The sequence below is a fragment of the Mycobacterium sp. NS-7484 genome (assembly GCF_001953975.1).
Lineage (GTDB): Bacteria > Actinomycetota > Actinomycetes > Mycobacteriales > Mycobacteriaceae > Mycobacterium.
In genome coordinates, this window is the sequence record NZ_MBEJ01000004.1 from 43,611 (window position 1) to 68,081 (window position 24,471).

General features: G+C 68.1%; 21 protein-coding genes. 16 read left to right on the forward strand and 5 right to left on the reverse strand.

The features are described from left to right. Positions 1-13: 13 nt before the first annotated feature. Positions 14-1,036 (reverse strand): oxygenase MpaB family protein, encoded by a 1,023-nt coding sequence (locus A5733_RS00300; protein ID WP_067767844.1) that lies wholly within the window; start codon positions 1,034-1,036, stop codon positions 14-16. A gap of 228 nt (positions 1,037-1,264) precedes the next feature. Here A5733_RS00300 and A5733_RS00305 point away from each other — a divergent pair, with 228 nt between their 5' ends. From A5733_RS00305 to argH, 11 genes are all read left to right on the forward strand, one after another. Continuing rightward, positions 1,265-2,152 carry an adenylate/guanylate cyclase domain-containing protein gene (locus A5733_RS00305; RefSeq protein ID WP_076238627.1) on the forward strand — a complete coding sequence of 296 codons (888 nt, stop codon included), beginning with the start codon at positions 1,265-1,267 and terminating at the stop codon, positions 2,150-2,152. Positions 2,153-2,200: 48 nt separating this feature from the next. Then, positions 2,201-3,244 (forward strand): phenylalanine--tRNA ligase subunit alpha, encoded by a 1,044-nt coding sequence (gene pheS, locus A5733_RS00310; RefSeq protein ID WP_076238628.1) that lies wholly within the window; start codon positions 2,201-2,203, stop codon positions 3,242-3,244. Further along, entirely contained in the window at positions 3,244-5,724 is a 2,481-nt protein-coding gene (gene pheT / locus A5733_RS00315; RefSeq protein ID WP_076238629.1) for a phenylalanine--tRNA ligase subunit beta, read from the forward strand. Before pheS ends, pheT begins: the two co-directional genes overlap by 1 nt. Positions 5,725-5,795: 71 nt before the next feature. Then, positions 5,796-6,830, forward strand: coding sequence for an N-acetyl-gamma-glutamyl-phosphate reductase (gene argC, locus A5733_RS00320; protein ID WP_076238630.1), 1,035 nt, complete (start codon positions 5,796-5,798; stop codon positions 6,828-6,830). Then, positions 6,827-8,053, forward strand: coding sequence for a bifunctional glutamate N-acetyltransferase/amino-acid acetyltransferase ArgJ (argJ, locus tag A5733_RS00325; protein ID WP_076238631.1), 1,227 nt, complete (start codon positions 6,827-6,829; stop codon positions 8,051-8,053). Before argC ends, argJ begins: the two co-directional genes overlap by 4 nt. Next, positions 8,050-8,931 carry an acetylglutamate kinase gene (argB, locus tag A5733_RS00330; RefSeq protein WP_076238632.1) on the forward strand — a complete coding sequence of 294 codons (882 nt, stop codon included), beginning with the start codon at positions 8,050-8,052 and terminating at the stop codon, positions 8,929-8,931. The genes argJ and argB overlap by 4 nt, the downstream gene beginning before the upstream one ends. After that, the gene (locus A5733_RS00335) at positions 8,928-10,103 is read left to right on the forward strand and encodes an acetylornithine transaminase (RefSeq protein WP_076238633.1); all 1,176 of its coding nucleotides are present in this window, start codon (positions 8,928-8,930) and stop codon (positions 10,101-10,103) included. Before argB ends, A5733_RS00335 begins: the two co-directional genes overlap by 4 nt. Then, positions 10,100-11,023 carry an ornithine carbamoyltransferase gene (argF, locus tag A5733_RS00340; protein WP_067767824.1) on the forward strand — a complete coding sequence of 308 codons (924 nt, stop codon included), beginning with the start codon at positions 10,100-10,102 and terminating at the stop codon, positions 11,021-11,023. Before A5733_RS00335 ends, argF begins: the two co-directional genes overlap by 4 nt. 10 nt (positions 11,024-11,033) lie before the next feature. Next, on the forward strand, positions 11,034-11,510 hold the full coding sequence (locus A5733_RS00345; protein ID WP_067767821.1) for an arginine repressor: 477 nt from the start codon (positions 11,034-11,036) through the stop codon (positions 11,508-11,510). A gap of 26 nt (positions 11,511-11,536) precedes the next feature. Beyond that, positions 11,537-12,736, forward strand: coding sequence for an argininosuccinate synthase (locus A5733_RS00350; protein WP_066898172.1), 1,200 nt, complete (start codon positions 11,537-11,539; stop codon positions 12,734-12,736). An 86-nt stretch (positions 12,737-12,822) separates the two neighbouring features. Next, a complete protein-coding gene (gene argH / locus A5733_RS00355) occupies positions 12,823-14,235 on the forward strand; it encodes an argininosuccinate lyase (protein ID WP_076238634.1) in 1,413 nt (470 codons plus the stop codon). Positions 14,236-14,238: 3 nt separating this feature from the next. Here argH and A5733_RS00360 read toward each other — a convergent pair whose 3' ends face one another. Continuing rightward, a complete protein-coding gene (locus tag A5733_RS00360; protein WP_076238635.1) occupies positions 14,239-16,023 on the reverse strand; it encodes an ABC-F family ATP-binding cassette domain-containing protein in 1,785 nt (594 codons plus the stop codon). A gap of 154 nt (positions 16,024-16,177) precedes the next feature. Between A5733_RS00360 and A5733_RS00365 the strand changes: the two genes are divergently transcribed. The 3 genes from A5733_RS00365 (at position 16,178) to A5733_RS00375 (ending at position 20,036) form a co-directional block, all read left to right on the forward strand. After that, a complete protein-coding gene (locus tag A5733_RS00365; protein WP_076238636.1) occupies positions 16,178-19,174 on the forward strand; it encodes an acyl-CoA synthetase in 2,997 nt (998 codons plus the stop codon). A 67-nt stretch (positions 19,175-19,241) separates the two neighbouring features. After that, positions 19,242-19,808 (forward strand): hypothetical protein, encoded by a 567-nt coding sequence (locus A5733_RS00370; RefSeq protein WP_076238637.1) that lies wholly within the window; start codon positions 19,242-19,244, stop codon positions 19,806-19,808. 9 nt (positions 19,809-19,817) lie between these two features. Continuing rightward, entirely contained in the window at positions 19,818-20,036 is a 219-nt protein-coding gene (locus A5733_RS00375) for a Trm112 family protein (RefSeq protein WP_067767900.1), read from the forward strand. Here A5733_RS00375 and A5733_RS00380 read toward each other — a convergent pair. Genes A5733_RS00380 through A5733_RS00390 form a run of 3 tightly spaced genes read right to left on the reverse strand, consistent with a single transcriptional unit; the run spans position 20,019 to position 22,174 of the window. After that, entirely contained in the window at positions 20,019-20,645 is a 627-nt protein-coding gene (locus A5733_RS00380) for a TetR/AcrR family transcriptional regulator (RefSeq protein WP_076238638.1), read from the reverse strand. The genes A5733_RS00375 and A5733_RS00380 overlap by 18 nt on opposite strands. A 6-nt stretch (positions 20,646-20,651) precedes the next feature. Continuing rightward, entirely contained in the window at positions 20,652-21,479 is an 828-nt protein-coding gene (locus A5733_RS00385) for an ABC transporter permease (protein WP_076238639.1), read from the reverse strand. Next, positions 21,404-22,174 carry an ABC transporter ATP-binding protein gene (locus tag A5733_RS00390; protein ID WP_076238640.1) on the reverse strand — a complete coding sequence of 257 codons (771 nt, stop codon included), beginning with the start codon at positions 22,172-22,174 and terminating at the stop codon, positions 21,404-21,406. The genes A5733_RS00385 and A5733_RS00390 overlap by 76 nt, the downstream gene beginning before the upstream one ends. A 69-nt stretch (positions 22,175-22,243) precedes the next feature. Here A5733_RS00390 and A5733_RS00395 point away from each other — a divergent pair, with 69 nt between their 5' ends. Together A5733_RS00395 and tyrS are read left to right on the forward strand one after the other, a co-directional pair. Beyond that, complete coding sequence (locus tag A5733_RS00395; protein ID WP_076238641.1) at positions 22,244-22,855, forward strand: DNA-3-methyladenine glycosylase; 612 nt, start codon at positions 22,244-22,246, stop codon at positions 22,853-22,855. Positions 22,856-22,882: 27 nt separating this feature from the next. Then, positions 22,883-24,169 (forward strand): tyrosine--tRNA ligase, encoded by a 1,287-nt coding sequence (gene tyrS / locus A5733_RS00400; protein WP_198938701.1) that lies wholly within the window; start codon positions 22,883-22,885, stop codon positions 24,167-24,169. Positions 24,170-24,471 lie beyond the last annotated feature (302 nt).

The following is a 24,471-nucleotide window of genomic DNA, read 5'->3' on the forward strand; positions in this document are numbered from 1 at the left end:
CACGTGTCAAAACTCAGGCCGCAGGGCGGCGGGCCGGACGCCGCAGCGCCGGCAGGGAGAACGTCGTGTGCACCAGCGCGCCGGCCCGGTCCAGCAGGGTCTTGTGGCGCGGCAAGTAGTGCATCGGCAGCCCGCGGCGGTCGCGCGGCGGGGCCATGAAGCTCGGCGCTTCCACCAGTGGGCCGTCGGCCGGGAGCTTGCCGGCTGCGCGTCGGTACGCCGACAAGGCGCGAGGGTGCAGTCTGATCTCGTCGGGCACGGCGACGAATGCCAGTTCGACCACCTTGCCGAAGATTCGCAGGAGGACTTCGTCGCCCGGCGTCCACCGCATTCCGGCCTTCTCCCTGACAGCCGGGTCGAACAGGCCGGCCGCGATCCAACGTTGCGCTCCGACAAGGGGTTTGAACAGCTGGTCCCACACCGGAGTCGGCATCAGCACGAACCACGGCTTGGGAATCCGGATGGTGAAGATGTCGAGGGTGGCCCGGTTGATCTCGAGCTCGTCGCGGCACTTGGCGTCCCAGTACTCCTGAAACTCCTCCCAGCTCTTGGGAACCGGTCGCATGCTCATGCCGTACATGCGATACCACTGCACGTGTTCGTCGAACAGTTGTTGCTTCTCGGCCTCGGTGAGACCGCCGCAGAAATACTCCGCGGTCTTGATGATCAACATGAAGAACGTGGCGTGTGCCCAGTAGAACGTCTCCGGGTTCAGCGCGTGATAGCGGCGCCCCTGGCTGTCCACGCCCTTGATGGTGGTGTGGAAACCCTTGATCTGCGCACCGGTGTCGGCTGCACGGTCGCCGTCGTAGACCACCCCCATGATCGGGTACACCGACCGGGCCACCCGCTGTAGGGGTTCACGCAGCAGGATCGAATGTTCTTCGACGCCGGCGCCCAGCTCGGGATACATGTTCTGGATCGCGCCGATCCACACGCCCAGCATCCCGGTGCGTAGGTCGCCGAAGTACTTCCAGGTCAGCGACTCGGGGCCGAGGGGATCGTGCTCGGTGGTGAGGGTGGTTCGTGTGGTCATTGCGTCCTCGTTGACTCGTCATGACGTGAATCACAGCTGGGGTTAACGATAGTAGTGACAACGTACGTTGTCTACGATGCCGCGGCGCGTCGTCGCGCACTGTTATTCGGCGGCTATCGTCGCGCCACAGCGCTGTGACCAGCCAGGTTCTCGGCCGGCGGGGGAGTGTGGGCAAACCCGCTCGCGGCGTGATTGCTGCCCGGTCCGCGGGCCACTTAGTCTTGCGCTGTGGATGGCGAGCCGTTCGATGATCCGTCCGGCCGTGTCGCGGACGTCGAGCAGGCGTCGCAACAGCGCCGAGTGCGGGCACCCGGATTGCCGGGCCCGCTGGGGTGGCTGCAGAACGTCAACCGCAGCCCGGCCGTCGTCGATCTGGTCCGTCGGGTGCGTCGGTCCCTTCCCGGGGATCCGGACTTCGGTGACCGGCTCTCGGTGTCGGGTGAGGGTGGTCCGCGGGCGGCGGCGCGCGTGGCCGACCGGCTCCTGGACCGCGACGCCGCCTCGCGTGAGGTGAGTCTGGGTGCCTTGCAGGTGTGGCAGGCGCTGACCGAGCGGGTCTCGGGAACGCCGGCCAATCCCGAGGTGACGCTGGTGTTCACCGACCTGGTCGGATTCTCGTCGTGGTCGCTGCGCTCGGGCGACGACGCCACACTGCGACTGCTGCGCCGCGTGGCACAGGTGATCGAGCCCCCGGTTCTGGAAGCCGGTGGCCACATCGTCAAACGCATGGGCGACGGCATGATGGCGGTGTTCTCTGACCCGGTTACCGCCCTTGCGGCGATGGTCGTGGCGCTCGACGGGGTGAAGGGTATCGACCTGGACGGATACGCGCCCCGTATGCGGGTCGGTATTCACACCGGGCGCCCGCAGCGCATCGGGTCGGACTGGCTCGGCGTCGATGTCAACATCGCTGCCCGGGTGATGGAGCGGGCCAACAGTGGCGGCCTCGTGGTGTCCCACACCACGCTGGCGGGCATCGCCGAAGATCAGCTGGCCGAGCTGGGGGTCAGTGTCAAACGTCAACGCCGGCAGATGTTCTCGACCAAGCCGGAAGGTGTGCCCGACGATCTGGTGATGTACCGGGTGAAAACGTCGGGGCAGCTGCCCGCTTCCTGACGGCAAACGCGTTCGAGGTGCGAAGGGCCGATCACCTATGATCGCCGGGTGGCTCAGCAGCCCAGTGATCTCTCAGAAGAAGCCCTGACCAAAGCCGTCAGCGCGGCCCGGCATGCCTTCGAGCTGGCCGGTGACCTCGACGCGCTCGCGCGCGCCAAGACCGAGCACCTCGGCGATCGTGCCCCGATCGCCGTGGCCCGCCAGTCGCTGGCGACGCTGCCCAAGACCGACCGCGCCGATGCCGGCAAACGCGTCAACGTCGCTCGCGGCGAGGCCCAGCGTGCGTACGACGAGCGGCTGGCCGCGCTGCGCGCCGAGCGCGACGCCGCCGTGCTGGTCGCCGAACGCATCGACGTGACGCTGCCTTCGACGCGGCATCCGGTGGGCGCCCGTCACCCGATCACGATCCTGGCCGAGAACGTCGCCGACACCTTCGTGGCGATGGGCTGGGAACTGGCCGAGGGGCCCGAGGTCGAGACCGAGCAGTTCAACTTCGACGCGCTCAACTTCCCGCCGGATCACCCGGCCCGCAGCGAGCAGGACACCTTCCAGATTGCGCCGGACAAGTCACGCCAGGTCCTGCGCACCCATACCTCGCCGGTGCAGATCCGGGCGCTGCTGGAACGCGACCTGCCCGTCTATGTCGTCTCGATCGGGCGGACCTTCCGTACCGACGAACTCGATTCCACCCACACTCCGGTGTTCCACCAGGTGGAGGGTCTGGCCGTGGACAAAGGCCTGACCATGGCGCATCTGCGCGGCACGCTCGACGCGTTCGCACGGTCCCAGTTCGGCCCGGAGGGGCGCACCCGGTTCCGTCCGCACTTCTTCCCGTTCACCGAGCCGTCGGCCGAGGTGGACATCTGGTTCCCCGGCAAGAAGGGTGGCGCCGGCTGGGTCGAGTGGGGCGGCTGCGGCATGGTCAACCCGAATGTGTTGCGCGCCTGCGGTATTGACCCCGACGTCTACTCCGGATTTGCCTTCGGTATGGGATTGGAGCGAACCCTGCAGTTCCGCAACGGAATTCCTGACATGCGCGACATGGTTGAGGGCGACGTCCGCTTCTCACTGCCGTTCGGGGTCGGTGCCTGATGCGAATTCCTTTCAGCTGGCTGCGTGAGGCCGTCCGCGCCGGCGCCCCGGATTGGGATGCGTCCGTCGAGGAGCTCGAGGACACGTTCATCCGGATCGGACATGAGGTCGAGGAGATCATTCCGATCGGTCCGGTGAGCGGTCCGCTGACCGTCGGCCGGGTCGCCGAGATCGAGGAACTCACCGAGTTCAAGAAGCCGATCCGCGCCTGCAAGGTCGATGTCGGCGAGCCAGAGCTGCGCGACATCGTGTGTGGGGCAACGAATTTCACGGTCGGCGACCTGGTGGTGGTGGCCCTGCCCGGCACCGTGCTGCCCGGCGATTTCACGATCGCCACCCGCAAGACCTACGGCCGGGTGTCCGACGGCATGATTTGTTCGGCGTCGGAGATGAACCTGGGCGTCGAGGGTGCGGGCATCCTGGTCCTGCCCGAGGGTACGGCTGAACCGGGTGCCCCGGCGGCCGATCTCCTCGGTCTGGACGACGTGGTGTTTCACCTGGCGATCACGCCGGACCGCGGCTACTGCCTGTCGGTCCGCGGCCTGGCGCGCGAGATCGCCTGTGCTCACGACCTGGATTTCGTCGACCTGGCCGACGTGGCGCCGCTGCCCGCCGAGGGCGAAGCCTGGCCGCTGACCGTCCAACCCGGCACCGGGGTCCTGCGTTTCGGCCTGCGTCCGGTCACCGGCATCGATCCGGCCGCGGCGACGCCGTGGTGGATGCAGCGGCGGTTGATGCTCAGCGGTATCCGTGCCATCTCGCCGGCCGTCGACGTGACCAACTACGTCATGCTCGAACTCGGGCACCCGATGCACGCGCATGACAGCAGCCTGATCACCGGTGGGTTCGACGTGCGTTTCGCCCGCGATGGCGAGAAGGTCGTCACCCTCGACGATGTCGAGCGCACCTTGAACTCGGCCGACGTGCTGATCGTCGATGACGTCGCCACCGCCGCGATTGGTGGCGTGATGGGCGCGGGCACCACCGAGGTGCGCGATTCCACCACCGATGTACTGCTGGAGGCCGCGGTGTGGGATCCGGCCGCGGTATCACGAACCCAGCGCCGCCTGCATCTGGCCAGTGAGGCCGGCCGTCGCTACGAGCGGTCCGTTGACCCGGCGATTTCAGTTGCCGCACTTGATCGTTGCGCGACCCTGCTGGCCGAGATCGCCGGCGGCACGATCGAACCGAAGCTGACCGACTGGCGCGCCGACGGGCGTACCGACTGGTCGCAGCCGGCCATCGAGATCCCGGCCGACCTGCCCGACCGGACCGCGGGCGTGGAATACGCCGCAGGAACGACAGCGCGACGGCTCACCCAGATCGGTGCGGCGGTCACCGGATCCGACCCGCTCACCGTTACCCCACCGAGCTGGCGGCCAGATCTGCGTCAGCGCGCCGACCTCGTCGAAGAGGTGCTGCGTCTGGAAGGGCTGGAGTCCATCCCGTCGGTGCTGCCGACCGCGCCGGCCGGGCGGGGGCTGTCCGCAGTCCAGAAGCGTCGCCGTGCGGTCGGAAAGTCATTGGCGCTGGCCGGATTCGTCGAGATCCTGCCGACACCGTTCCTGCCTGCCGGGGTGTTCGACGCGTGGAGCCTGGCCGCCGACGACCCGCGTCGCCGCACCACGACGGTGCTGAACCCGCTGGAGGCCGACCGGCCGCAACTGGCCACCACCCTGCTGCCCGGCCTGCTGGAGGCGTTGGGCCGCAACGTCTCCCGTGGTACCGCCGATGTGGCGCTGTTCGCGATCCAGCAGGTGGTGCATCCGACCGCGGAGACTCGCTCCGTCGAGCGCATCCCCAACGACCGCAGGCCCACCGACGAGGAGATCGCCGGGCTGGACGCCTCCCTGCCGAACCAGCCGCAGCACGTGGCGGCGGTGCTGGCCGGACTGCGCGAGCCCGCCGGTCCGTGGGGCCAGGGGCGGCCGGTGGAGGCCGCCGATGCGTTCGAGGCGGTTCGGGTGATCGGTCGCGCGGCCGGGGTGGAGTTCACCCTGCGCGCGGCCCAGGAGCTGCCGTGGCATCCGGGTCGCTGCGCCGAGGTGCTCGTCGGCAACACGGTCGTCGGCTACGCCGGACAGTTGCACCCGGCTGTCATCGAGCGGACCGGCCTGTCCAAGGGCACCTGCGCCGTCGAACTCGATCTTGACGCCGTGCCGATCGTCGAGACGCTGCCCGCGCCGAAGGTGTCGCCGTTCCCGGCGGTGTTCCAGGACATCAGCGTGGTGGTCGGTAACGAGGTTGCCGCGGCTGCCGTCGTCGACGCCGTCCGCGACGGAGCCGGTGAACTGCTGGAGGACGTCCGGCTGTTCGACGTCTACACCGGCCCGCAGATCGGGGAGGGCCGCAAGTCCCTGACCCTGGCGCTGCGGTTCCGGGCCGCCGACCGCACCCTCACCGAAGACGAGGCGAGCGCCGCCCGTGACGCCGCGGTCGCGGTGGCCGCAGAGCGCGTCGGCGCCGTCCTGCGCGGCTGACCCCACCCGCTCGCGGAGCGAATGGGTTAATGAGTTTGCATCTGCATGCATAACCATGCAGAATTGGCGGCATGACTTCGATAGCGGTGGCCGGCGCCAGCGGCTACGCCGGCGGAGAGATCCTGCGCTTGCTGCTCGGACATCCGGCCTATGCAGACGGTCGATTGACGATCGGGGCATTGACCGCGGCATCCAGTGCCGGGACGACGCTCGCCGAACATCATCCGCACTTGCTGCCGTTGGCCTCGCGAGTGCTGGAGTCGACCAACGCCGAGGTGCTGGCCGGGCATGACGTGGTGTTTCTGGGGTTGCCGCACGGACATTCCGCGGCCCTGGCCGAACAACTCGGCCCGGACACCCTGATCATCGACTGCGGTGCCGACTTCCGGCTGACCGACGCCGCCGACTGGGAGAAGTTCTACGGCTCCGCGCACGCCGGCAGCTGGCCCTACGGCCTGCCCGAGCTGCCCGGCGCCCGCGACCGGTTGCGCGACACCAAGCGCATCGCGGTACCCGGCTGCTATCCGACCGCGGCACTGCTGGCGCTGCTGCCGGCCGTCGCCGCCGATCTCGTCGACCCAGCCGTCACGGTGGTCGCCGTCAGCGGCACCTCCGGCGCCGGCAAATCGGCCAAGGTGGATCTCCTCGGCGCGGAGGTGATCGGGTCGGCCCGCGCCTACAACATCGCCGGCAAGCACCGGCACACCCCGGAGATCGCGCAGGGACTGCGGGCGGTGACCGACAAGGACGTCACCGTCTCGTTCACCCCGGTGCTGATCCCGACGGCACGTGGCATCCTGGCCACCTGCACCGCCCGCACCGAGGCATCAGCCGCAGAGATCCGGGCCGCCTACGAAAAGGCTTACGACGCAGAGCCGTTCATTCATCTGCTGCCCGAGGGGCAACTGCCCAAGACCGGATCGGTGATCGGCAGCAATGCCGCCCAGATCCAGGTCGGCTTGGATGTTGAGGCGAGCAGTCTTGTGGCCATCGCCGCCATCGACAACCTGACCAAAGGCACCGGCGGCGCCGCGGTGCAGTCGATGAACCTGGCCCTGGGCTGGCCTGAGACCGAAGGACTGTCGATCGTGGGAGTGGCACCGTGACAGAAGCGGCACAGACGACCAAGCTGGTCCGCACCCAGGGTGTCACGGCCCCGGCCGGGTTCCGGGCCGCGGGAATCGCCGCCGGTATCAAGGCATCCGGTGCGCCGGACCTGGCGCTGGTGTTCAACGAGGGCCCGGACTACGCCGCGGCCGGCGTGTTCACCCGCAACAAGATCAAGGCCGCACCCGTGAAGTGGTCGCAGCAGGTGCTGACCACCGGCCGGCTGCGCGCGGTGATCCTGAACTCCGGCGGCGCCAACGCCTGCACCGGCCCGCTGGGCTTCCAGGACACCCACGCCACCGCCGAGGCCGTGGCCACTGCGCTGAGTGATTGGGGCACCGAGACCGGTGCCATCGAAGTAGCCGTGTGCTCCACCGGCCTGATCGGGGACCGGTTGCCGATGGACAAGGTGCTGGCCGGCGTCACCGAGATCGTGCATGAGTTGGCCGGCGGCCTGACCGGAGGCGAAGACGCGGCCCGGGCCATTATGACCACCGATACCGTGCCGAAACAGGTTGCGCTGCACCACTCCCCGGAATCGGGGGAGAACTGGACGGTCGGCGGGATGGCCAAGGGTGCCGGCATGCTGGCGCCGTCACTGGCCACCATGTTGGTGGTGCTGACCACCGACGCGGTCGCCGATGCTGCGGCGCTCGATGCCGCACTCAGGCGCGCGGCCGCGCTGACCTTCGACCGGCTCGACGTCGACGGCAGCTGCTCGACCAACGACACCGTGCTGCTGCTGGCCTCGGGTGCCAGCGAGATCGCCCCGAGCCAGGACGATCTCGACGCGGCCGTGCTGCGGGTGTGCGACGACCTGTGCGCGCAGTTGCAGGCCGACGCCGAGGGTGTCACCAAACGCATCACCATCACCGTCACCGGAGCCGAGAGCGAGGACGATGCGCTCGTCGCGGCGCGGGTCATTGCCCGCGACAGCCTGGTCAAGACCGCGCTGTTCGGTTCCGACCCGAACTGGGGCCGGGTCCTGGCCGCGGTCGGTATCGCGCCGGTGAAGCTTGATCCGGAGCGGATCAGCGTGTCGTTCAACGGTTCTCCGGTATGCATCGACGGGGCCGGGGCGCCTGGTGCCCGCGAGGTCGACCTGTCCGGTGCGGACATCGCCGTGGTGGTGGACCTGGCGGTGGGAAGCGGCAGTGCTTCTATCAGGACTACCGACCTGTCCCACGCCTACGTCGAAGAGAATTCGGCCTACAGCTCATGAGCCACGTCATCGAGCGCGGCGTCAAGGCCCAGGTGCTCGCCTCGGCGCTGCCGTGGCTCAAGCAATTGCACGGCAAGATCGTCGTCGTCAAGTACGGCGGCAACGCGATGACCGACGACACCCTCAAGGCGGCGTTTGCCGCCGACATGGTGTTCCTGCGCAACTGCGGCATCAAACCCGTCGTGGTGCACGGCGGCGGGCCGCAGATCAGCGCCATGCTCAAGAAGCTGGGCATCGCCGGCGATTTCAAGGGTGGCTTCCGGGTGACGACGCCGGAGGTGCTCGACGTGGCGCGCATGGTGCTGTTCGGGCAGGTGGGCCGCGAACTCGTCAACCTGATCAACGCCCACGGCCCGTACGCGGTGGGTCTCACCGGTGAGGACGCGCATCTGTTCACCGCGGTGCGGCGCAGCGTCACCGTGGACGGGGTGGCCACCGACATCGGGCTGGTTGGCGACGTCGAGCACGTCAACGCCGGCTCCCTGTTGGATCTCATTGCCGCCGGCCGAATCCCGGTGGTCTCGACCATCGGTCCGGATGTCGACGGCGTGGTGCACAACATCAACGCCGACACCGCGGCCGCAGCCCTGGCCGAGGCGTTGGGTGCCGAAAAGCTGGTCATGCTCACCGATGTCGAGGGCCTCTACACCGATTGGCCCGACCGCTCCTCACTGGTCAGCGAGATCGACACGGCCGCACTGACCCAACTGCTGCCCAAGCTCGAATCGGGCATGGTGCCCAAGATCGAGGCCTGCCTTCGGGCGGTCAACGGCGGGGTGCCGAGCGCGCACGTCATCGACGGCCGCGTCGAACATTGCGTGCTCGTCGAGCTTTTCACCGATGAAGGAACGGGAACGAAAGTGGTGAGCCCGTCGTGACTCTGCAGGACCGCTGGGAAGCGGTGATGATGAACAACTACGGCACCCCGCCGTTGGCGTTGGCCAGCGGCGACGGCGCGGTAGTCACCGATACCGACGGCAAGTCCTATCTGGACCTGCTCGGCGGGATCGCGGTCAACCTGCTCGGCCACCGCCACCCGGGTGTCATCGAGGCCGTCACCACCCAGCTCAACACGCTGGGCCACACCTCGAACCTGTATGCCACCGAGCCGGGCATCGCGCTGGCCGAGGCATTGGTCGGGCACCTGGGCGCGCCGGCGCGGGCGTTCTTCTGCAACTCGGGCACCGAGGCCAACGAGGTCGCCTTCAAGATCACCCGGCTCACCGGCAAGACGAATATCATTGCCGCCCAAGGCGCCTTCCACGGCCGCACCATGGGATCGCTGGCGTTGACCGGCCAGCCCGCCAAGCAGGCGCCGTTCGAGCCGCTGCCGGGCAACGTCACCCACGTGCCCTACGGTGACGCCGAAGCCCTGGCCGCCGCGGTCGATTCGGATACGGCCGCCGTGTTCCTGGAGCCGATCATGGGGGAGGGCGGCGTCGTCGTCCCGCCCGCCGGCTACCTGGCTGCGGCCCGCGACATCACCGCCAAGAACGGCGCCCTGCTGGTTCTCGACGAGGTGCAGACCGGCGTCGGACGCACCGGTGCCTTCTATGCCCACCAGCACGACGGCATCACGCCCGACATCGTCACGCTGGCCAAGGGCTTGGGCGGTGGCCTGCCGATCGGCGCGTGCCTGGCCATCGGCGCGGCCGGTGATCTGCTCACCCCGGGCCTGCACGGCAGCACCTTCGGCGGCAACCCGGTGTGCACCGCGGCGGCGTTGGCCGTGCTCAAGGCGCTGTCCGACGGGGACCTGATCACGCGTGCCGGCGTGCTCGGCAAGACCCTGAGCCACGGCATCGAGGAGCTCGGCCATCCGCTCGTCGACCACGTACGCGGCAAGGGTCTGTTGCAGGGCGTGGTGTTGACCGCGCCGAGTGCCAAGGCCGTCGAGACCGCCGCCCGCGATGCCGGCTTCCTGGTCAACGCCGCGGCCGCCGACGTGATCCGGTTGGCGCCGCCGCTGATCATCACCGAACCGCAGATCGAGACGTTCCTGTCCGCCCTGCCCGCCGTACTCGACACCGCTGTGGAGGCTGATTCATGACCCGGCATTTCCTGCGCGACGACGACCTGTCGCCCGACGAGCAGGCCGAGGTGCTGGCCCTGGCCGCCGAGCTGAAGAAGGCGCCGTTCTCGCGCCGCCCGCTGGAAGGCCCGCGCGGCGTCGCGGTGATCTTCGAGAAGAACTCGACCCGCACCCGGTTCTCGTTCGAGATGGGCATCGCCCAGCTCGGTGGCCATGCCGTCGTCGTCGATGGCCGCAGCACCCAGCTGGGCCGCGAGGAGACCCTGGAAGACACCGGCGCGGTGCTGTCGCGCTACGTCGACGCCATCGTGTGGCGCACCTTCGCCCAGGAACGGCTGACCGCCATGGCATCCGGGTCGAGCGTGCCGATCGTGAATGCGCTGTCCGACGAGTTCCATCCCTGTCAGGTGCTGGCCGACCTACAGACCCTGGCCGAGCGCAAGGGTGACCTCAACGGCTTGAAGCTGACCTACCTGGGTGACGGGGCCAACAACATGGCGCACTCGCTGATGCTGGGTGGGGTCACCGCCGGCATCCACGTCACCATCGCCGCCCCGGCCGGCTTCGAACCTGATCCGCACTTCGTCGACGCCGCCAAGCGCCGCGCCGCCGAGACCGGAGCCACCGTGTCGCTGACCGAGGACCCGCGGGCCGGTGCCGACGGAGCCGACGTGCTCGTCACCGACACCTGGACCTCGATGGGGCAGGAGAACGACGGGCTGGACCGGGTGCGGCCGTTCCGCCCGTTCCAGGTCAACGCCGACCTGCTCAAGCTCGCCGACCCGGAAGCCGTTGTGCTGCACTGCCTTCCGGCGCACCGCGGTCACGAGATCACCGATGACGTGATCGACGGGCCGCAGAGCGCAGTCTTCGACGAGGCCGAGAACCGGTTGCACGCGCAGAAGGCGCTACTGGTCTGGTTGCTGGAGCACCGGTGAGGCAACCCCGGTGAGTACCCCCACCCGCGCCGGCCGTCAGGCCCGCATCATCGCCCTGCTGTCGTCGCGGCAGGTGAGCAGTCAGACCGAACTGGCCGCTCTGCTGGGGCAGGAGGGCATCGAGGTCACCCAGGCCACGTTGTCGCGCGATCTGGAGGAACTCGGCGCGGTGAAACTGCGTGGGGCCGACGGCGGCGTCGGCGTCTATGTGGTGCCCGAGGACGGCAGCCCGGTGCGCGGGGTGGCCGGCGGCACCGAGCGAATGACCCGGTTGCTGGGGGAGTTGCTGGTGTCCACCGACTCCAGCGCTAACCTTGCCGTGCTGCGCACCCCGCCCGGCGGTGCGCACTATCTGGCCAGCGCGATCGACCGGGCGGCATTACCCCACGTCGTCGGCACGATCGCCGGTGATGACACCATCTTCGTACTGGCTCGCGAGCCGATGACCGGTGCCGAGCTCGCCAGCACTTTCGAGAACCTCAAATAGAGCTGAAGTAAAAGGAGACTGCTCACATGTCCGATCGCGTGATCCTCGCGTACTCCGGGGGTCTGGACACCTCGGTGGCCATCAGCTGGATTGGCAAGGAGACCGGCCGTGAGGTCGTCGCCGTCGCCATCGACCTCGGCCAGGGTGGCGAGGATATGGAGGTCGTACGGCAGCGTGCACTGGATTGCGGTGCGGTCGAGGCGGTGGTGGTCGACGCCCGCGACGAGTTCGCCAACGAGTACTGCTTGCCGACCATCAAGTCCAACGCGCTCTACATGGACCGCTATCCGCTGGTGTCGGCCATCAGCCGGCCGTTGATCGTCAAGCACCTGGTGGCCGCGGCCCGTGAGCACGGCGGCGGCACCGTCGCCCACGGCTGCACCGGCAAGGGCAACGACCAGGTCCGCTTCGAGGTCGGATTCGCCTCGCTGGCGCCCGATCTGCAGGTGCTGGCCCCGGTCCGCGATTACGCCTGGACCCGGGAGAAGGCGATCGCCTTCGCCGAGGAGAACGCCATCCCGATCAACGTGACCAAGCGCTCGCCGTTCTCGATCGACCAGAACGTGTGGGGCCGCGCGGTGGAGACCGGGTTCCTGGAGCACCTGTGGAACGCCCCGACCAAGGACGTCTACGACTACACCGAGGACCCCACGGTCAACTGGAACACGCCCGACGAGGTCATTGTCGGCTTCGAAAAGGGTGTCCCGGTTTCGATCGACGGTCGTCCGGTGACCGTGTTGCAGGCCATCGAGGAGCTCAACCGCCGCGCCGGCGCCCAAGGTGTGGGCCGCCTCGACGTGGTCGAGGACCGGCTGGTCGGCATCAAGAGCCGCGAGATCTACGAGGCGCCGGGTGCCATGGTGCTGATCACTGCGCACACCGAACTCGAGCACGTCACGCTGGAGCGTGAGCTGGGCCGGTTCAAGCGCACCACCGACCAGAAGTGGGGCGAGCTGGTCTATGACGGCCTGTGGTACTCGCCGCTGAAGGCCTCGCTGGAGGCCTTCGTCGAGCACACCCAGCAGCACGTCACCGGCGAGATCCGGCTGGTTCTGCACGGCGGCCACATCGCGGTCAACGGCCGCCGCAGCGCGGAATCGCTGTACGACTTCAACCTGGCCACCTACGACGAGGGCGACAGCTTCGACCAGTCCTCGGCCAAGGGCTTCGTGCACGTGCACGGGTTGAGCAGCAAGATCTCCGCCAAGCGCGACCTGGGCCTCTAGGTCACCTCGACGCGCGAGCAGACGCGGATGTCCCCAAAAACCCGGTGTGTCGGGTACATCCGCGTCTGCTCGCGGAAGGAACGGACATGAGTACCAACGAAGGTTCGCTGTGGGGCGGTCGGTTCGCCGACGGCCCCTCGGATGCCCTTGCGGCCCTGAGCAAGTCGACGCACTTCGACTGGGTGCTGGCCCCGTACGACGTCACCGCGTCCAAGGCGCATGCCCGGGTGCTGCACCGGGCCGGGCTGCTCACCGACGAGCAGCGCGACGGCCTGCTCGCCGGGCTGGACAGCCTCGGTTCCGACGTCGCCGACGGCAGCTTCGAACCGCTGCCCACCGACGAGGATGTGCACGGTGCCCTCGAGCGTGGCCTGATCGACCGGGTCGGTCCCGATCTTGGCGGCCGGTTGCGGGCCGGACGATCGCGCAATGACCAGGTGGCGACGCTGTTCCGGATGTGGCTGCGCGACGCCGTCCGCCGCGTCGCCGACGGGGTGCTCGAGGTGGTCAATGCGCTGGCCATCCAGGCTGCGGCACACCCGACGGCGATCATGCCCGGCAAGACCCATCTGCAGGCGGCCCAGCCGATCCTGCTCGCACATCACCTGCTCGCGCATGCTCATCCCTTGCTGCGCAACGTCGACCGGCTCGCCGACTTCGACGACCGCACCGCGGTCTCGCCCTACGGCTCGGGGGCGCTGGCCGGCTCCTCGCTGGGGCTGGACCCCGATGCCATCGCTGCGGACCTCGGGTTCGCCTCGGCTGCAGACAATTCCGTCGACGCCACCGCCGCACGCGATTTCGCCGCCGAGGCCGCCTTCGTCTTCGCCCAGATCGGGGTGGACCTGTCCCGGCTCGCCGAGGACATCATCCTCTGGAGCACCACCGAATTCGGTTACGTCACACTGCACGACGCCTGGTCGACCGGCAGCTCGATCATGCCGCAGAAGAAGAACCCGGACATCGCCGAGCTGGCCCGCGGCAAATCCGGGCGGCTGATCGGCAACCTGACCGGCCTGCTGGCCACGCTCAAGGCGCAGCCGCTGGCCTACAACCGCGACCTGCAGGAAGACAAGGAACCGGTCTTCGACTCGGTGGCGCAGTTGGAGCTGCTGCTGCCGGCAATGGCCGGGCTGGTCGGCACACTGACCTTCGACGAGGCGCGGATGGCGGCGCTGGCCCCGGCCGGCTACACGTTGGCCACCGACATCGCCGAATGGCTGGTTCGCCAAGGTGTTCCGTTCCGGGTGGCCCATGAGGCCGCCGGTGCCGCGGTGCAGACGGCGGAGGGCCGCGGTGTGGGGCTGGACAAGCTCACCGACGACGAGTTTGCCGCGATCAACCCCGCGCTCACGGCGCGGGTGCGTGAGGTGCTGACGGTCGAGGGTTCGGTGAACGCGCGCAGTGCCCGCGGCGGTACCGCGCCCGTTCAGGTGGCCAAGCAGCTGGGAATGGTTCGAAACGCCATGGAAGAGTTGCGGATCCGGCTGAGCCGCTAGCGGCTATTCCAGGTGTTCGGACAGCTCCAGCCAACGCGCCTCGAACTCGGCGACCTGTGATTCCAGTTCACGCAGTTCGCCGGTGAGCTTGCCGAGCCCGACATGGTCGGACTGGTCGTGAGCGGCGAGCTCGTCATGTTTGGCGGCGATCCGATCGGCCAGCTTGGCCAGCGACCGGTCGATCGACGAGATCTCCTTCTCGATGGCGCGCTGCTCGGCGCCGGAAAGCCCTTGTGACACCGCCGGTTCCGCGCGCGGAGCCGGAGCCGACGAGGTGGCCGACGATGCACTCAACCGCAGGTACTCGTCGACGCCCCCGGGCAGGTGCCGTAGCCGGCCGTCGAGGATCGCGTACTGCTGGTCGGTGACCCGTTCCAGCAGATACCGATCGTGCGACACCACGATCAACGTGCCCGGCCAGGAATCCAGCAGATCCTCGGTGGCGGTCAGCATGTCGGTGTCGACGTCGTTGGTCGGCTCGTCGAGGATCAACACGTTCGGTTCCGACAAAACCACCAGCATGAGCTGCAGCCGGCGGCGCTGCCCGCCGGAGAGTTGTCCGACCCGGGTGGACAACTGGTCGCGGGCAAACCCCAACCGTTCCAACAATTGCGCCGGGGTGAAGTCCTTGCCGTCGATCTGGTAGCTGGTCTGCAGCCGGCCGATCACCTCGCGGACCATGTCACCCGCGACGGCGTCGAGCTCGCTGGACTGCTGGTCGAGGATCGAAAGCCGCACGGTCTTACCGCGTTTGACCCGGCCGCTGGTCGGGGCCACCGTTCCGGCGATCAGGCCCAGCAGCGTGGACTTGCCGGCCCCGTTCGCCCCGAGGATGCCGGTGCGCTCACCTGGTCCGATGCGCCATTCGATGTCGCGCAACACTTCTCGTTCGGCGCCGGGATAGGACACCGACACGTCGAGGAGGTCGATCACGTCTTTGCCCAGCCGTGCGGTGGCCAGCCGAGACAGCTCCACGGTGTTGCGCAACGGCGGCACGTCGGAGATCAGGGCGTTGGCCGCGTCGATCCGGAACTTGGGTTTGGAGGTGCGCGCCGGCGCGCCGCGGCGCAGCCAGGCCAACTCCTTGCGCATCAGATTCTGCCGCTTGGCCTCGATCGATGCCGCTTGGCGGTCCCGTTCCACCCGCTGCAACACATACGCCGCGTAGCCGCCCTCGAACGGCTCGACGATCCGATCGTGCACCTCCCAGGTGGTGGTGGCGACCTCGTCGAGAAACCAACGGTCGTGGGTGATCAGCAGCAGCCCGCCGGTCCCGCGCGCCCAGCGCGCCTTGATGTGGCCGGCCAGCCAGGTGATGCCCTGGATGTCGAGGTGGTTGGTCGGCTCGTCGAGCGCGATGACGTCCCAGTCGCCGATCAGCAACGCGGCCAGCTGCACCCGTCGACGTTGTCCACCCGACAGCGTCGAGACCTGGGCGTCGAACGGGATATCGGCGACCAGGCCGCCGATCACGTCGCGGGTGCGGGCATCACCGGCCCATTCGTGTTCGGGCCGATCTCCGACCAAGGACCAGCCCACGGTGTGCTCGGGATCGAGCGTGTCGGTCTGGTCCAGGGAACCCACTCGTAGCCCGCTGCGCCGGGTCACGCGGCCGGAGTGCGGCGTGATGCGGCCGGTGAGCATGCCCAGCAGCGTCGACTTTCCGTCGCCGTTGCGGCCGACGATTCCGATCCGGTCGCCTTCGCTGACGCCGACGGTGACCGAATCGAACACCACCCCGGTGGGGTACTCCAGATGTAGGGTTTCGCCCCCGAGCAGGTGAGCCATCGCCGCCGACCCTATCGTTCGGCGGCACCGACACCGGCACCGCCCGGGGCCGTATCCGGGCTCGGGCCGATCAAGTCGGTGATCCGTTGCTGTTGTGCCATGATGGCCAGGTCAATCGGGGGTTGGGTCGATTAGTCATGTGGGGAGCAGGCTGGTGGATTTCTCGGCAGTGACCAGACCGGTGGAGCGGTTGCTGGCAACCGCGCAGAACGGCCTGGAGGTGCTGCGTTACGGCGGCCTGGAGACCGGCGCGGTCCCTTCGCCATTTCAGCTCATCCAGAGTGTGCCGATGTACCGGCTGCGTCGGTACTTCCCGCCGGATGTGCGCCCCGGAGCGCAGCATCCGCGTCCGCCCGTGCTGATGGTGCACCCGATGATGATGTCGGCCGACATGTGGGACGTCACGCGCGAGGACGGCGCCGTCGGGATCCTGAACGCCGCGGGGATCGACCCGTGGGTGATCGACTTCGGCTCACCGGACAAGGTCGAGGGCGGGATGCAGCGCAACCTCGCCGACCACGTGGTGGCGTTGTCCGAAGCCATCGACGTGGTCAAAGAGGTCACGGGCCGCGACGTCCACCTGGCCGGGTACTCCCAAGGCGGGATGTTCGCCTACCAGGCCGCGGCGTACCGGCGGTCCAAGGATCTGGCCAGCATCATCGCTTTCGGCTCGCCGGTGGACACCCTGGCCGCGTTGCCGATGAACGTTCCGGCCGGGGTGGCCGCCGGCGCCGCGGATTTCATGGCCGACCATGTGTTCAGCCGCATCGACATCCCGGGGTGGTTGGCCCGCACCGGGTTTCAGATGCTCGACCCCATCAAGACCGCCCAGTCGCGCCTGGAGTTCCTGCGCCAGCTGCATGACCGCGAGGCCTTGCTGCCGCGCGAACAGCAGCGTCGGTTCCTGTCCTCGGAGGGCTGGATCGCGTGGTCGGGCCCGGCGATCTCCGAACTGCTCAAGCAGTTCATCGCGCACAACCGGATGATCACCGGTGGGTTCTCGGTGCACGGCGATCTGGTCACGCTGTCCGACATCGACTGCCCGATCCTGGCCGTGGTCGGCGAGGTGGACGACATCGGCCAGCCGGCCGCCGTTCGCGGGATCAAGCGGGCCGCGCCGGATGCCGACGTCTACGAATATCTGATCAGGGCCGGGCATTTCGGCTTGGTGGTCGGATCGAAAGCCTCCACCCAGACCTGGCCGACTGTGGCGCAGTGGGTGAAATGGCTTGGCGGAGAAGAGATGCCAGAAGGCGTCGTCCCGATGGAATCACAGCCGGCGAATCATCCCGAGGGGGGAGTGTCGTTCTCGACCCGGGTCACCCACGGGGCCACCGCCGCGACAGAGATGGCGTTCGGGGTGGCCCGGTCGGCCGCGGATGCGTTGGTGGCGGCGAACAAGAATGCGCGCACGCTGGTCATCGAGACCGCACGCACGTTGCCCCGCCTGGCCCGGCTGGGACAGGTCAACGACCACACCCGGATCTCGCTCGGCCGCATCATGAGCGAGCAGGCGCGCAGCGCCCCCAACGGTGAGGCGCTGCTGTTCGACGGCCGCGTGCATACCTATGAGGCGGTGGATCGCCGGATCAACAACGTGGTGCGTGGCCTGATCGACGTCGGGGTGCGACAGGGCGCCCGGGTCGGCGTGTTGATGGACACCCGACCCAGCGCACTGGTGGCGATCGCGGCCCTGTCCCGGTTGGGTGCGGTTGCGGTGTTGCTGCCCAAGGCGGATCTGGCCGAGGCGGTCCGGCTCGGCCGCGTGGCCGAGATCATCGCCGACCCGAGCCATCTCGAGGTGGCGCGGCAACTCGATATGCGAGTGCTCGTTCTCGGCGGCGGTGAGAGCCGGGACCTCGATCTGCCGGAGGAAACGGACGACGTCGCCGCGGTCGTCGACATGGAGAAGATCGATCCCGACGCCGTCGAACTCCCCGGTTGGTACCGGCCCAACCCGGGGTTGGCCCGAGATCTGGCCTTCGTCGCGTTCAGCGAGGTCGGCGGTGAGCTCGTGGCCCGGCAGATCACGAACTACCGCTGGGCGCTGTCGGCGTTCGGCACGGCGTCGGCGGCCAATCTGGGGCGCGGCGACACCGTGTACTGCCTCACGCCGCTGCATCACCAGTCGGGTCTGCTGGTCAGCCTCGGCGGTGCCGTCGTCGGCGGCTCGCGGATCGCGCTGTCCCGGGGCCTGCAGCCCGACCGGTTCCTGCAGGAGATCCGGCAGTACGGCGTCACCGTGGTGTCCTACACCTGGGCCATGCTCCGCGAGGTCATCGACGATCCGTCGTTCTCGCTCACCGGTAGCCACCCGGTCCGCCTCTTCATCGGCTCCGGTATGCCCGCCGGGTTGTGGAAACGCGTGATCGACGTGTTCGAGCCGGCCCACGTCGTCGAATTCTTCGCCACCACCGACGGGCAGGCCGTGCTGGCCAACGTGTCGGGCGCCAAGATCGGCAGCAAGGGTCGTCCGCTGCCCGGCGGCGGCACGGTTGCGCTCGCCGCGTACGACGCCGACGACGATCTGATCCTGGAAGACGAGCAGGGCTTCGTGCGCAAGGCCGAGACCAACGAGGTCGGTGTGCTGTTGGCGCATCCGCGCGGCCCGGTCGATCCGACCGCGGTGGTCAAGCGCGGCGTGTTCGCGCCGGCCGACACCTGGGTGTCCACCGAGTTCCTCTTCCGCCGGGACGAGGACGGTGACTACTGGTTGGTGGACAACCGCAGCGCGGTGATCCGCACCGAACGCGGCCCCGTCTTCGCGACAAGTGTCAACGATGCGGTCGGTTGCCTGGATGCGGTCGACATGTCGGTCACCTACGGAGTGGAGGACGGCGGCCGGCTGCTGGCGGTGACGGCGCTGGCGCTGCGCCCCGGCGGCAGCGTTCCGACCGCCGACCTCACGCGCGCCATGGACGAGCTGGCCGCCGGCTGCCCGCCCGATGTCGTGCACGTGGTGGCCGACATGGAACTCGGAGCGTCGTACCGCCCGCTGATCGCGCCGTTGCGCAAGGCCGGGATCCCCAAACCGTCGCGCCGTAACTGTTGGTACTTCGATGCCGATACCGGTACATACAAGAAGTTGACCGCGGCCAGCCGGGCCGAACTCGTCGGCGGAGCACCCGCCGACGCACCGGAGGCCCGGTAACCGACGAGGTGCCGGCGCCGGAAAGCGCTGTTACGCTCCGGCGGACGGCGCAGCGACAGGAGGATCGATGACATCGGGATCGGGTATGCACCAGTGGCGTCGCGTCGTCACCGGATCGGTGACCGGCGCCGCGCTGGCGGTGGGTCTGCTGGTGGGCGTCGGCGCGCCGCAGGCGGCCGCCGATCCTGTCGAGCCGTCGGCTCACGCCGATGCGCCGCCCGCGGCGCGAGCGGGTGCGCCCGGGGGCGATGCGCGTGAAGCGCCGCCGATGACCGCCGACGAGGCGTTGGCCATCATCGCCCGGGATTACGACACCGGCGAAGGCGGCGGCCAGATCTCCCAGCTGATCCACGACATCATGAAGCTGCGTGCGCAGGGCTACAGGCCGTCGAACGCCAACCGCACGGCCATCACCAAGGCACTCGACAAGCGCCCGAACCAGGTTCCGTTGATCGACGCGCTCAAGAGCACCTTGTCCTATCAGCGCAAGCTTCAGGCCCAGTCGAACGCCGCGCAGGTCCCACAGCAGGGGGTCGTCAATCCCGGCGTCGGCCAGTTCCCGGCAGGCATCGCTCCCCTTCCGGGCGGGGGACAGCCCGGCCCGAGTGGCGGCATCCAGATCCCGCTGGGCTAGCGTCACGTGGTGGTCGACGACAAGCTCTTGAGCATCCTGGTCTGTCCGCAGGACCGCGGCCCGCTGCTGCTGGCCGGCGCGGATTGGCTGTACAACCCGCGGCTGCGGCGCGCCTATCGCATCGAGGACGGTATCCCGGTGCTGCTCGTGGACGAGGCCGTGGCCATCGATGACGATGCCGAGCACCGCCGACTGCTGGCGCTGGCCGGGTCAGGGGAGTCCGGGTAGGTCCCCGGTGAGATACCGCTGCAGGGTGGGGCCGATGGTCTCGACGATCTGTTCCACCGGCAGCGACGCGAACGGGTCCAGTTCCAGGATGTAGCGGGCCATCGCGACCCCGACCAGTTGTGAGGCGACGAACTGGATTCGGATCTGGGCACTGCCGACCGGGTTGTCCACCCGGGGACCGATCGCACCGACGATGATCTCCTGAAGAAACGACCGCACCAGCGATACGTCGTTGCCGGCGAGGATCGAGCGCAGCGTCGCCACGAATCCCTTGCCGATCTCGGAATCCCACAGCGGCAACAGGATTGCCGGCAGCGTGTGCCCGATCTGCTCTACCGGCACCTCCTGCAGCTTCCCGATCACCGTCATCGGATCGATGGGAATGTGGATCGCGGCGGCGAACAGCTCGGTCTTGGTCCCGAAGTAGTGGTGTACCAGGGCGGCGTCGACTCCCGCTTCGGCGGCGATGGCGCGGATCGACGTCTTGTCGAACCCGTTGCGGGCGAACAATTCTCGCGCGCCGGCCAGGATGCGCTCGCGCTTGTCCGACGGCCCCGCGGGACGACCGGGGCGTTTGCGTTCTCGTCGGGAATCGATGTCGGTGGTCACGGCTTCCTAAGGGGTTCGGCGGCGCAGTGTGGCTGCGGCCAGACATAGTGCCACTGCCGCGAAGCCCACCACAATCGCGATGTCGCGTACCGCCACGCCGGTCAGCCCGGGGTGCGCGCCGACCTGCTGTAACGCTTCGAGCGCATAACTGGCCGGCAGCACGTTGCTGATCCACTGCAGCCACTCGGGCAACGCCGCGCGCGGGACGATGATGCCGCACAACAACAGTTGCGGAGCGATGACCAGCGGCATGAACTGCACGGCCTGAAACTCCGTCCGGGCGAACGCGCTGCACAACAGGCCCAGACCGACGCCGAGGACGGCGTTGACGATCGCGATCAGGAAGACCAGGGCCGGGCTTCCCTCGGTGTGGAATCCGAGGAGCCAGAAAGAGACGATGCAGGCCAGGGTGGCCTGGGCCGCGGCGGCGAGCGAGAACGCGGTGCCGTAGGCGGCGAGTAGATCGAAGCGGCGCAGCGGTGTGGTGAGAATCCGCTCGAGCGTTCCCGACACCCGTTCGCGTTGCATGGTGATCGAGGTGATCAGAAACATCACGATGAGCGGGAAGACCCCGAGCATGATCAGGCACGCGTTGTTGAACGGGCCCGGGTGCCCCGGTGCCGTCGGTGCGTTCTGGAACATGAAGTACATCAGGGCGATGATCAGGCTGGGCACCACCAGGATCATCGCCACGCTGCGGTGATCCGCCGCCAACTGCCGCAGGATGCGGCCGGTGGTGGCCAGGTAGGCCGTCGGGCTCAGTCGGCCCGGTCGCGGCCGGCTGTGGCGCTGCGCCGGATGACGGTGAGAAACGCTTCCTCCAGAGACGTGCATGAGGTGTCCTTCCGTAGCCGGTCAGGGGTGGTGTGGGCGAGCAATCGGCCGTCGCGCATGAGCAGCAGGTCCCCGCAGTGATCGGCCTCGTCCATGACGTGGCTCGAGACGAGCAGTGTCGTTCCCTGCGCGGCGAGCCGCCGGAACTGTTCCCACAGGTCGACGCGCAGCACCGGGTCCAGGCCGACGGTGGGTTCGTCGAGCACCAGCAGTTCGGGCTCGGCCACCAAGGCGCAGGCCAGCGAGACGCGCGTGCGTTGACCTCCGGAGAGATCGCCGCAGTATGCGCCGCGATGGTCATCGAGACCCACCGATCGGATGGCCTCGGCTGCCGAATTCGCCGACGTGCCGTAGAGGGCGGCGAAGTACCTGACGTTGTCGATGACCCGCAGGTCGTCGTAGATCGTGGCATCTTGCGTGACGTAGCCGACCCGGTGTCGCAGCGGCGCCGAACCTGCCGGGTGTCCCAGCACTGTGACGGTGCCTGCCGTGATGATCTGGGTGCCGACGATGCTGCGCATCAAGGTGGTCTTGCCACAACCCGAGGGCCCCAGAAGACCGGTGATCGCGCCCCGTTTGATCTGCACGTCGAGGTCGCTGATTGCTCGCCGGCCACCGCGGTCGACCTGCAACCCGGTGATCTCGACGGCACAGGTGGACGGCCCCGAGAATTCATCGACCGATGAAGTCATCATGTGATGAATACTGCGCTCACTGTGCGGGCGGTGTCAACGGTGGTTGTTGCGAAGTGCAGAATCGCTCGGGTGAGCGCTGAGCAGCTGGCCGTGGATCCGCTGCTGGCAGCCCGCCGGCTGCTGGGAGCCGAGCTGATCGGCCGCGGTGTACGCGCCGCGATCGTCGAGGTGGAGGCCTACGGCGGCCCGCCGAACGGGCCCTGGCCCGACGCCGCGGCGCATTCGTATCGCGGTCCGAGTGGGCGCAACCAGGTGATGTTCGGACCACCGGGGCGGCTCTACACCTATCGCAGCCACGGCATTCACGTGTGCGCCAACGTGGTCTGCGGCTACGACGGCGTCGCGGCTGCAGTGTTGTTGCGGGCCGCCGTGGTGCACAGCGGAACCGCGCTGGCCACCCGTCGTCGCGGGCCTGCGGTGTTGCCGGTCGGATTGGCGCGGGGCCCGGGCAATCTGTGCTCTGCGTTGGGAATCACCATGGAGGACAACGGAATCGACTTGTTCGCGGCCGACAGTCCGGTGCGGCTGACGATGGGCGAGGCGCAGCAGGCGGTCGAAGGCCCGCGCGTCGGCGTGAGCAAGGCCGCCGACCGGCCGTGGCGGTTCTGGCTGGCTGACTGCCCTCAGGTGTCGGCGTATCGGCGTAGCCCACGTGCGCCGGCGCCCGGCGCAAGTGACTGATGTCGTCAATGCGGCATGATCGTCGTCATGAGCATGGGAATTCTCGATGAGCTGGACTGGCGTGGGCTGATCGCGCAGTCGACCGACCGCGACGCCCTGGCCGATGACCTGGCCAAGGGACCCATGACCGTCTATTCCGGCTTCGATCCGACAGCGCCCAGCCTGCACGCGGGCCACCTGGTACCTCTGTTGACGCTGCGGCGTTTTCAGCGCGCCGGGCACCGTCCGATCGTGCTCGCCGGCGGCGCCACCGGGATGATCGGCGACCCGCGGGACACGGGGGAGCGCACCCTCAACACCGCAGACACCGTCGCCGACTGGGCCGATCGCATCCGCGGCCAACTGGAGCGCTTCGTCGAGTTCGACGACACGGCCACGGGTGCCATCGTCGAGAACAACCTCTCCTGGACGGCCGAACTTTCGGCGATCGAGTTCCTGCGCGACCTGGGGAAATACTTCTCGGTCAACGTGATGCTCGACCGGGAGACGGTTCGACGCCGGCTTGAGGGCGACGGTATCTCCTACACCGAATTCAGCTACATGCTGCTGCAGGCCAACGACTTCGTCGAACTGCACCAGCGGCACGGCTGTGCGCTGCAGATCGGCGGCTCCGACCAGTGGGGCAACATCGTGGCCGGCGCCCGGCTGGTGCGGCAGAAGGCCGGCGCCACCGTGCACGCCATGACGACTCCGCTGGTCACCGACTCCGAGGGCAAGAAGTTCGGTAAGTCGACCGGCGGCGGCAATCTGTGGCTGGACCCTGAGATGACCAGCCCCTATGCCTGGTACCAGTACTTCGTCAACACCGCCGACGCCGACGTGATCGGGTACCTGCGCTGGTTCACCTTTCTGTCGTCGGACGAGATCGCCGAACTCGAGGACGCCACGAAGAACCGTGCGCATGAACGTGCCGCGCAGAAACGATTGGCACGCGAACTAACCACGTTGGTGCACGGAGAAGCCGCGACGAAGGCTGTCGAGCTGGCCAGCCAGGCGCTGTTCGGTCGGGCTGAGTTGGCCGATCTCGACGAGCCGACCCTCGGTGCCGCGCTGCGCGAGGCCAGTAACGGAGCGGTGGCGCAGTTGAAGCCGGGCGGTCCGGACTCGATCACCGATTTGTTGGTCGCCACGGAATTGGTGAACAGCAAGGGCGCCGCGCGCCGCACCGTGGCAGAGGGCGGCGTCTATGTGAACAACATTCGTATTGAAAGCGACGAGTGGATACCACAGCATTCGGATTTTCTGCATGATCGCTGGCTCGTGTTGCGACGTGGCAAGCGCAACATCGCGGGCGTCGAGCGCACGGGCGTGTAGGCGCTCCGCGCCGCGCGCTCTGACCTGGGAAAACGTCGCAGTGACCAGGCGATTTGACTCCCCGTTAGTGCTCACGTAACTTATTCCAGGTCAGAGCGACACGGACAAGCGCCGGAGAGCGAAGACGAAATCCGAGAGAGACACCCATTACGGTGGGTCTTCTCACTGCCCGCAGGAAGCTCAGCGGCTTTTAGCCGCGGGATTTCTGCGCGACAAACTCGGGCGTGTTGTTTGAGAACTCAATAGTGTGTTTGGTGGTTTTTGTTTGTTGTTTTGGCCGCGCTCTTTTTCCCGTTTAGGGT

Coding starts and splice junctions, on each gene's coding strand:
- A5733_RS00300 (WP_067767844.1), bottom strand. CDS start 1,036: ATGACCACACGAACCACCCTCACCACCGAGCACGATCCCCTCGGCCCC.
- pheT (WP_076238629.1), top strand. CDS start 3,244: ATGCGAATTCCTTTCAGCTGGCTGCGTGAGGCCGTCCGCGCCGGCGCC.
- argC (WP_076238630.1), top strand. CDS start 5,796: ATGACTTCGATAGCGGTGGCCGGCGCCAGCGGCTACGCCGGCGGAGAG.
- argB (WP_076238632.1), top strand. CDS start 8,050: ATGAGCCACGTCATCGAGCGCGGCGTCAAGGCCCAGGTGCTCGCCTCG.
- argF (WP_067767824.1), top strand. CDS start 10,100: ATGACCCGGCATTTCCTGCGCGACGACGACCTGTCGCCCGACGAGCAG.
- A5733_RS00350 (WP_066898172.1), top strand. CDS start 11,537: ATGTCCGATCGCGTGATCCTCGCGTACTCCGGGGGTCTGGACACCTCG.
- argH (WP_076238634.1), top strand. CDS start 12,823: ATGAGTACCAACGAAGGTTCGCTGTGGGGCGGTCGGTTCGCCGACGGC.
- A5733_RS00360 (WP_076238635.1), bottom strand. CDS start 16,023: ATGGCTCACCTGCTCGGGGGCGAAACCCTACATCTGGAGTACCCCACC.
- A5733_RS00370 (WP_076238637.1), top strand. CDS start 19,242: ATGACATCGGGATCGGGTATGCACCAGTGGCGTCGCGTCGTCACCGGA.
- A5733_RS00385 (WP_076238639.1), bottom strand. CDS start 21,479: ATGCACGTCTCTGGAGGAAGCGTTTCTCACCGTCATCCGGCGCAGCGC.
- A5733_RS00390 (WP_076238640.1), bottom strand. CDS start 22,174: ATGATGACTTCATCGGTCGATGAATTCTCGGGGCCGTCCACCTGTGCC.
- tyrS (WP_198938701.1), top strand. CDS start 22,883: ATGAGCATGGGAATTCTCGATGAGCTGGACTGGCGTGGGCTGATCGCG.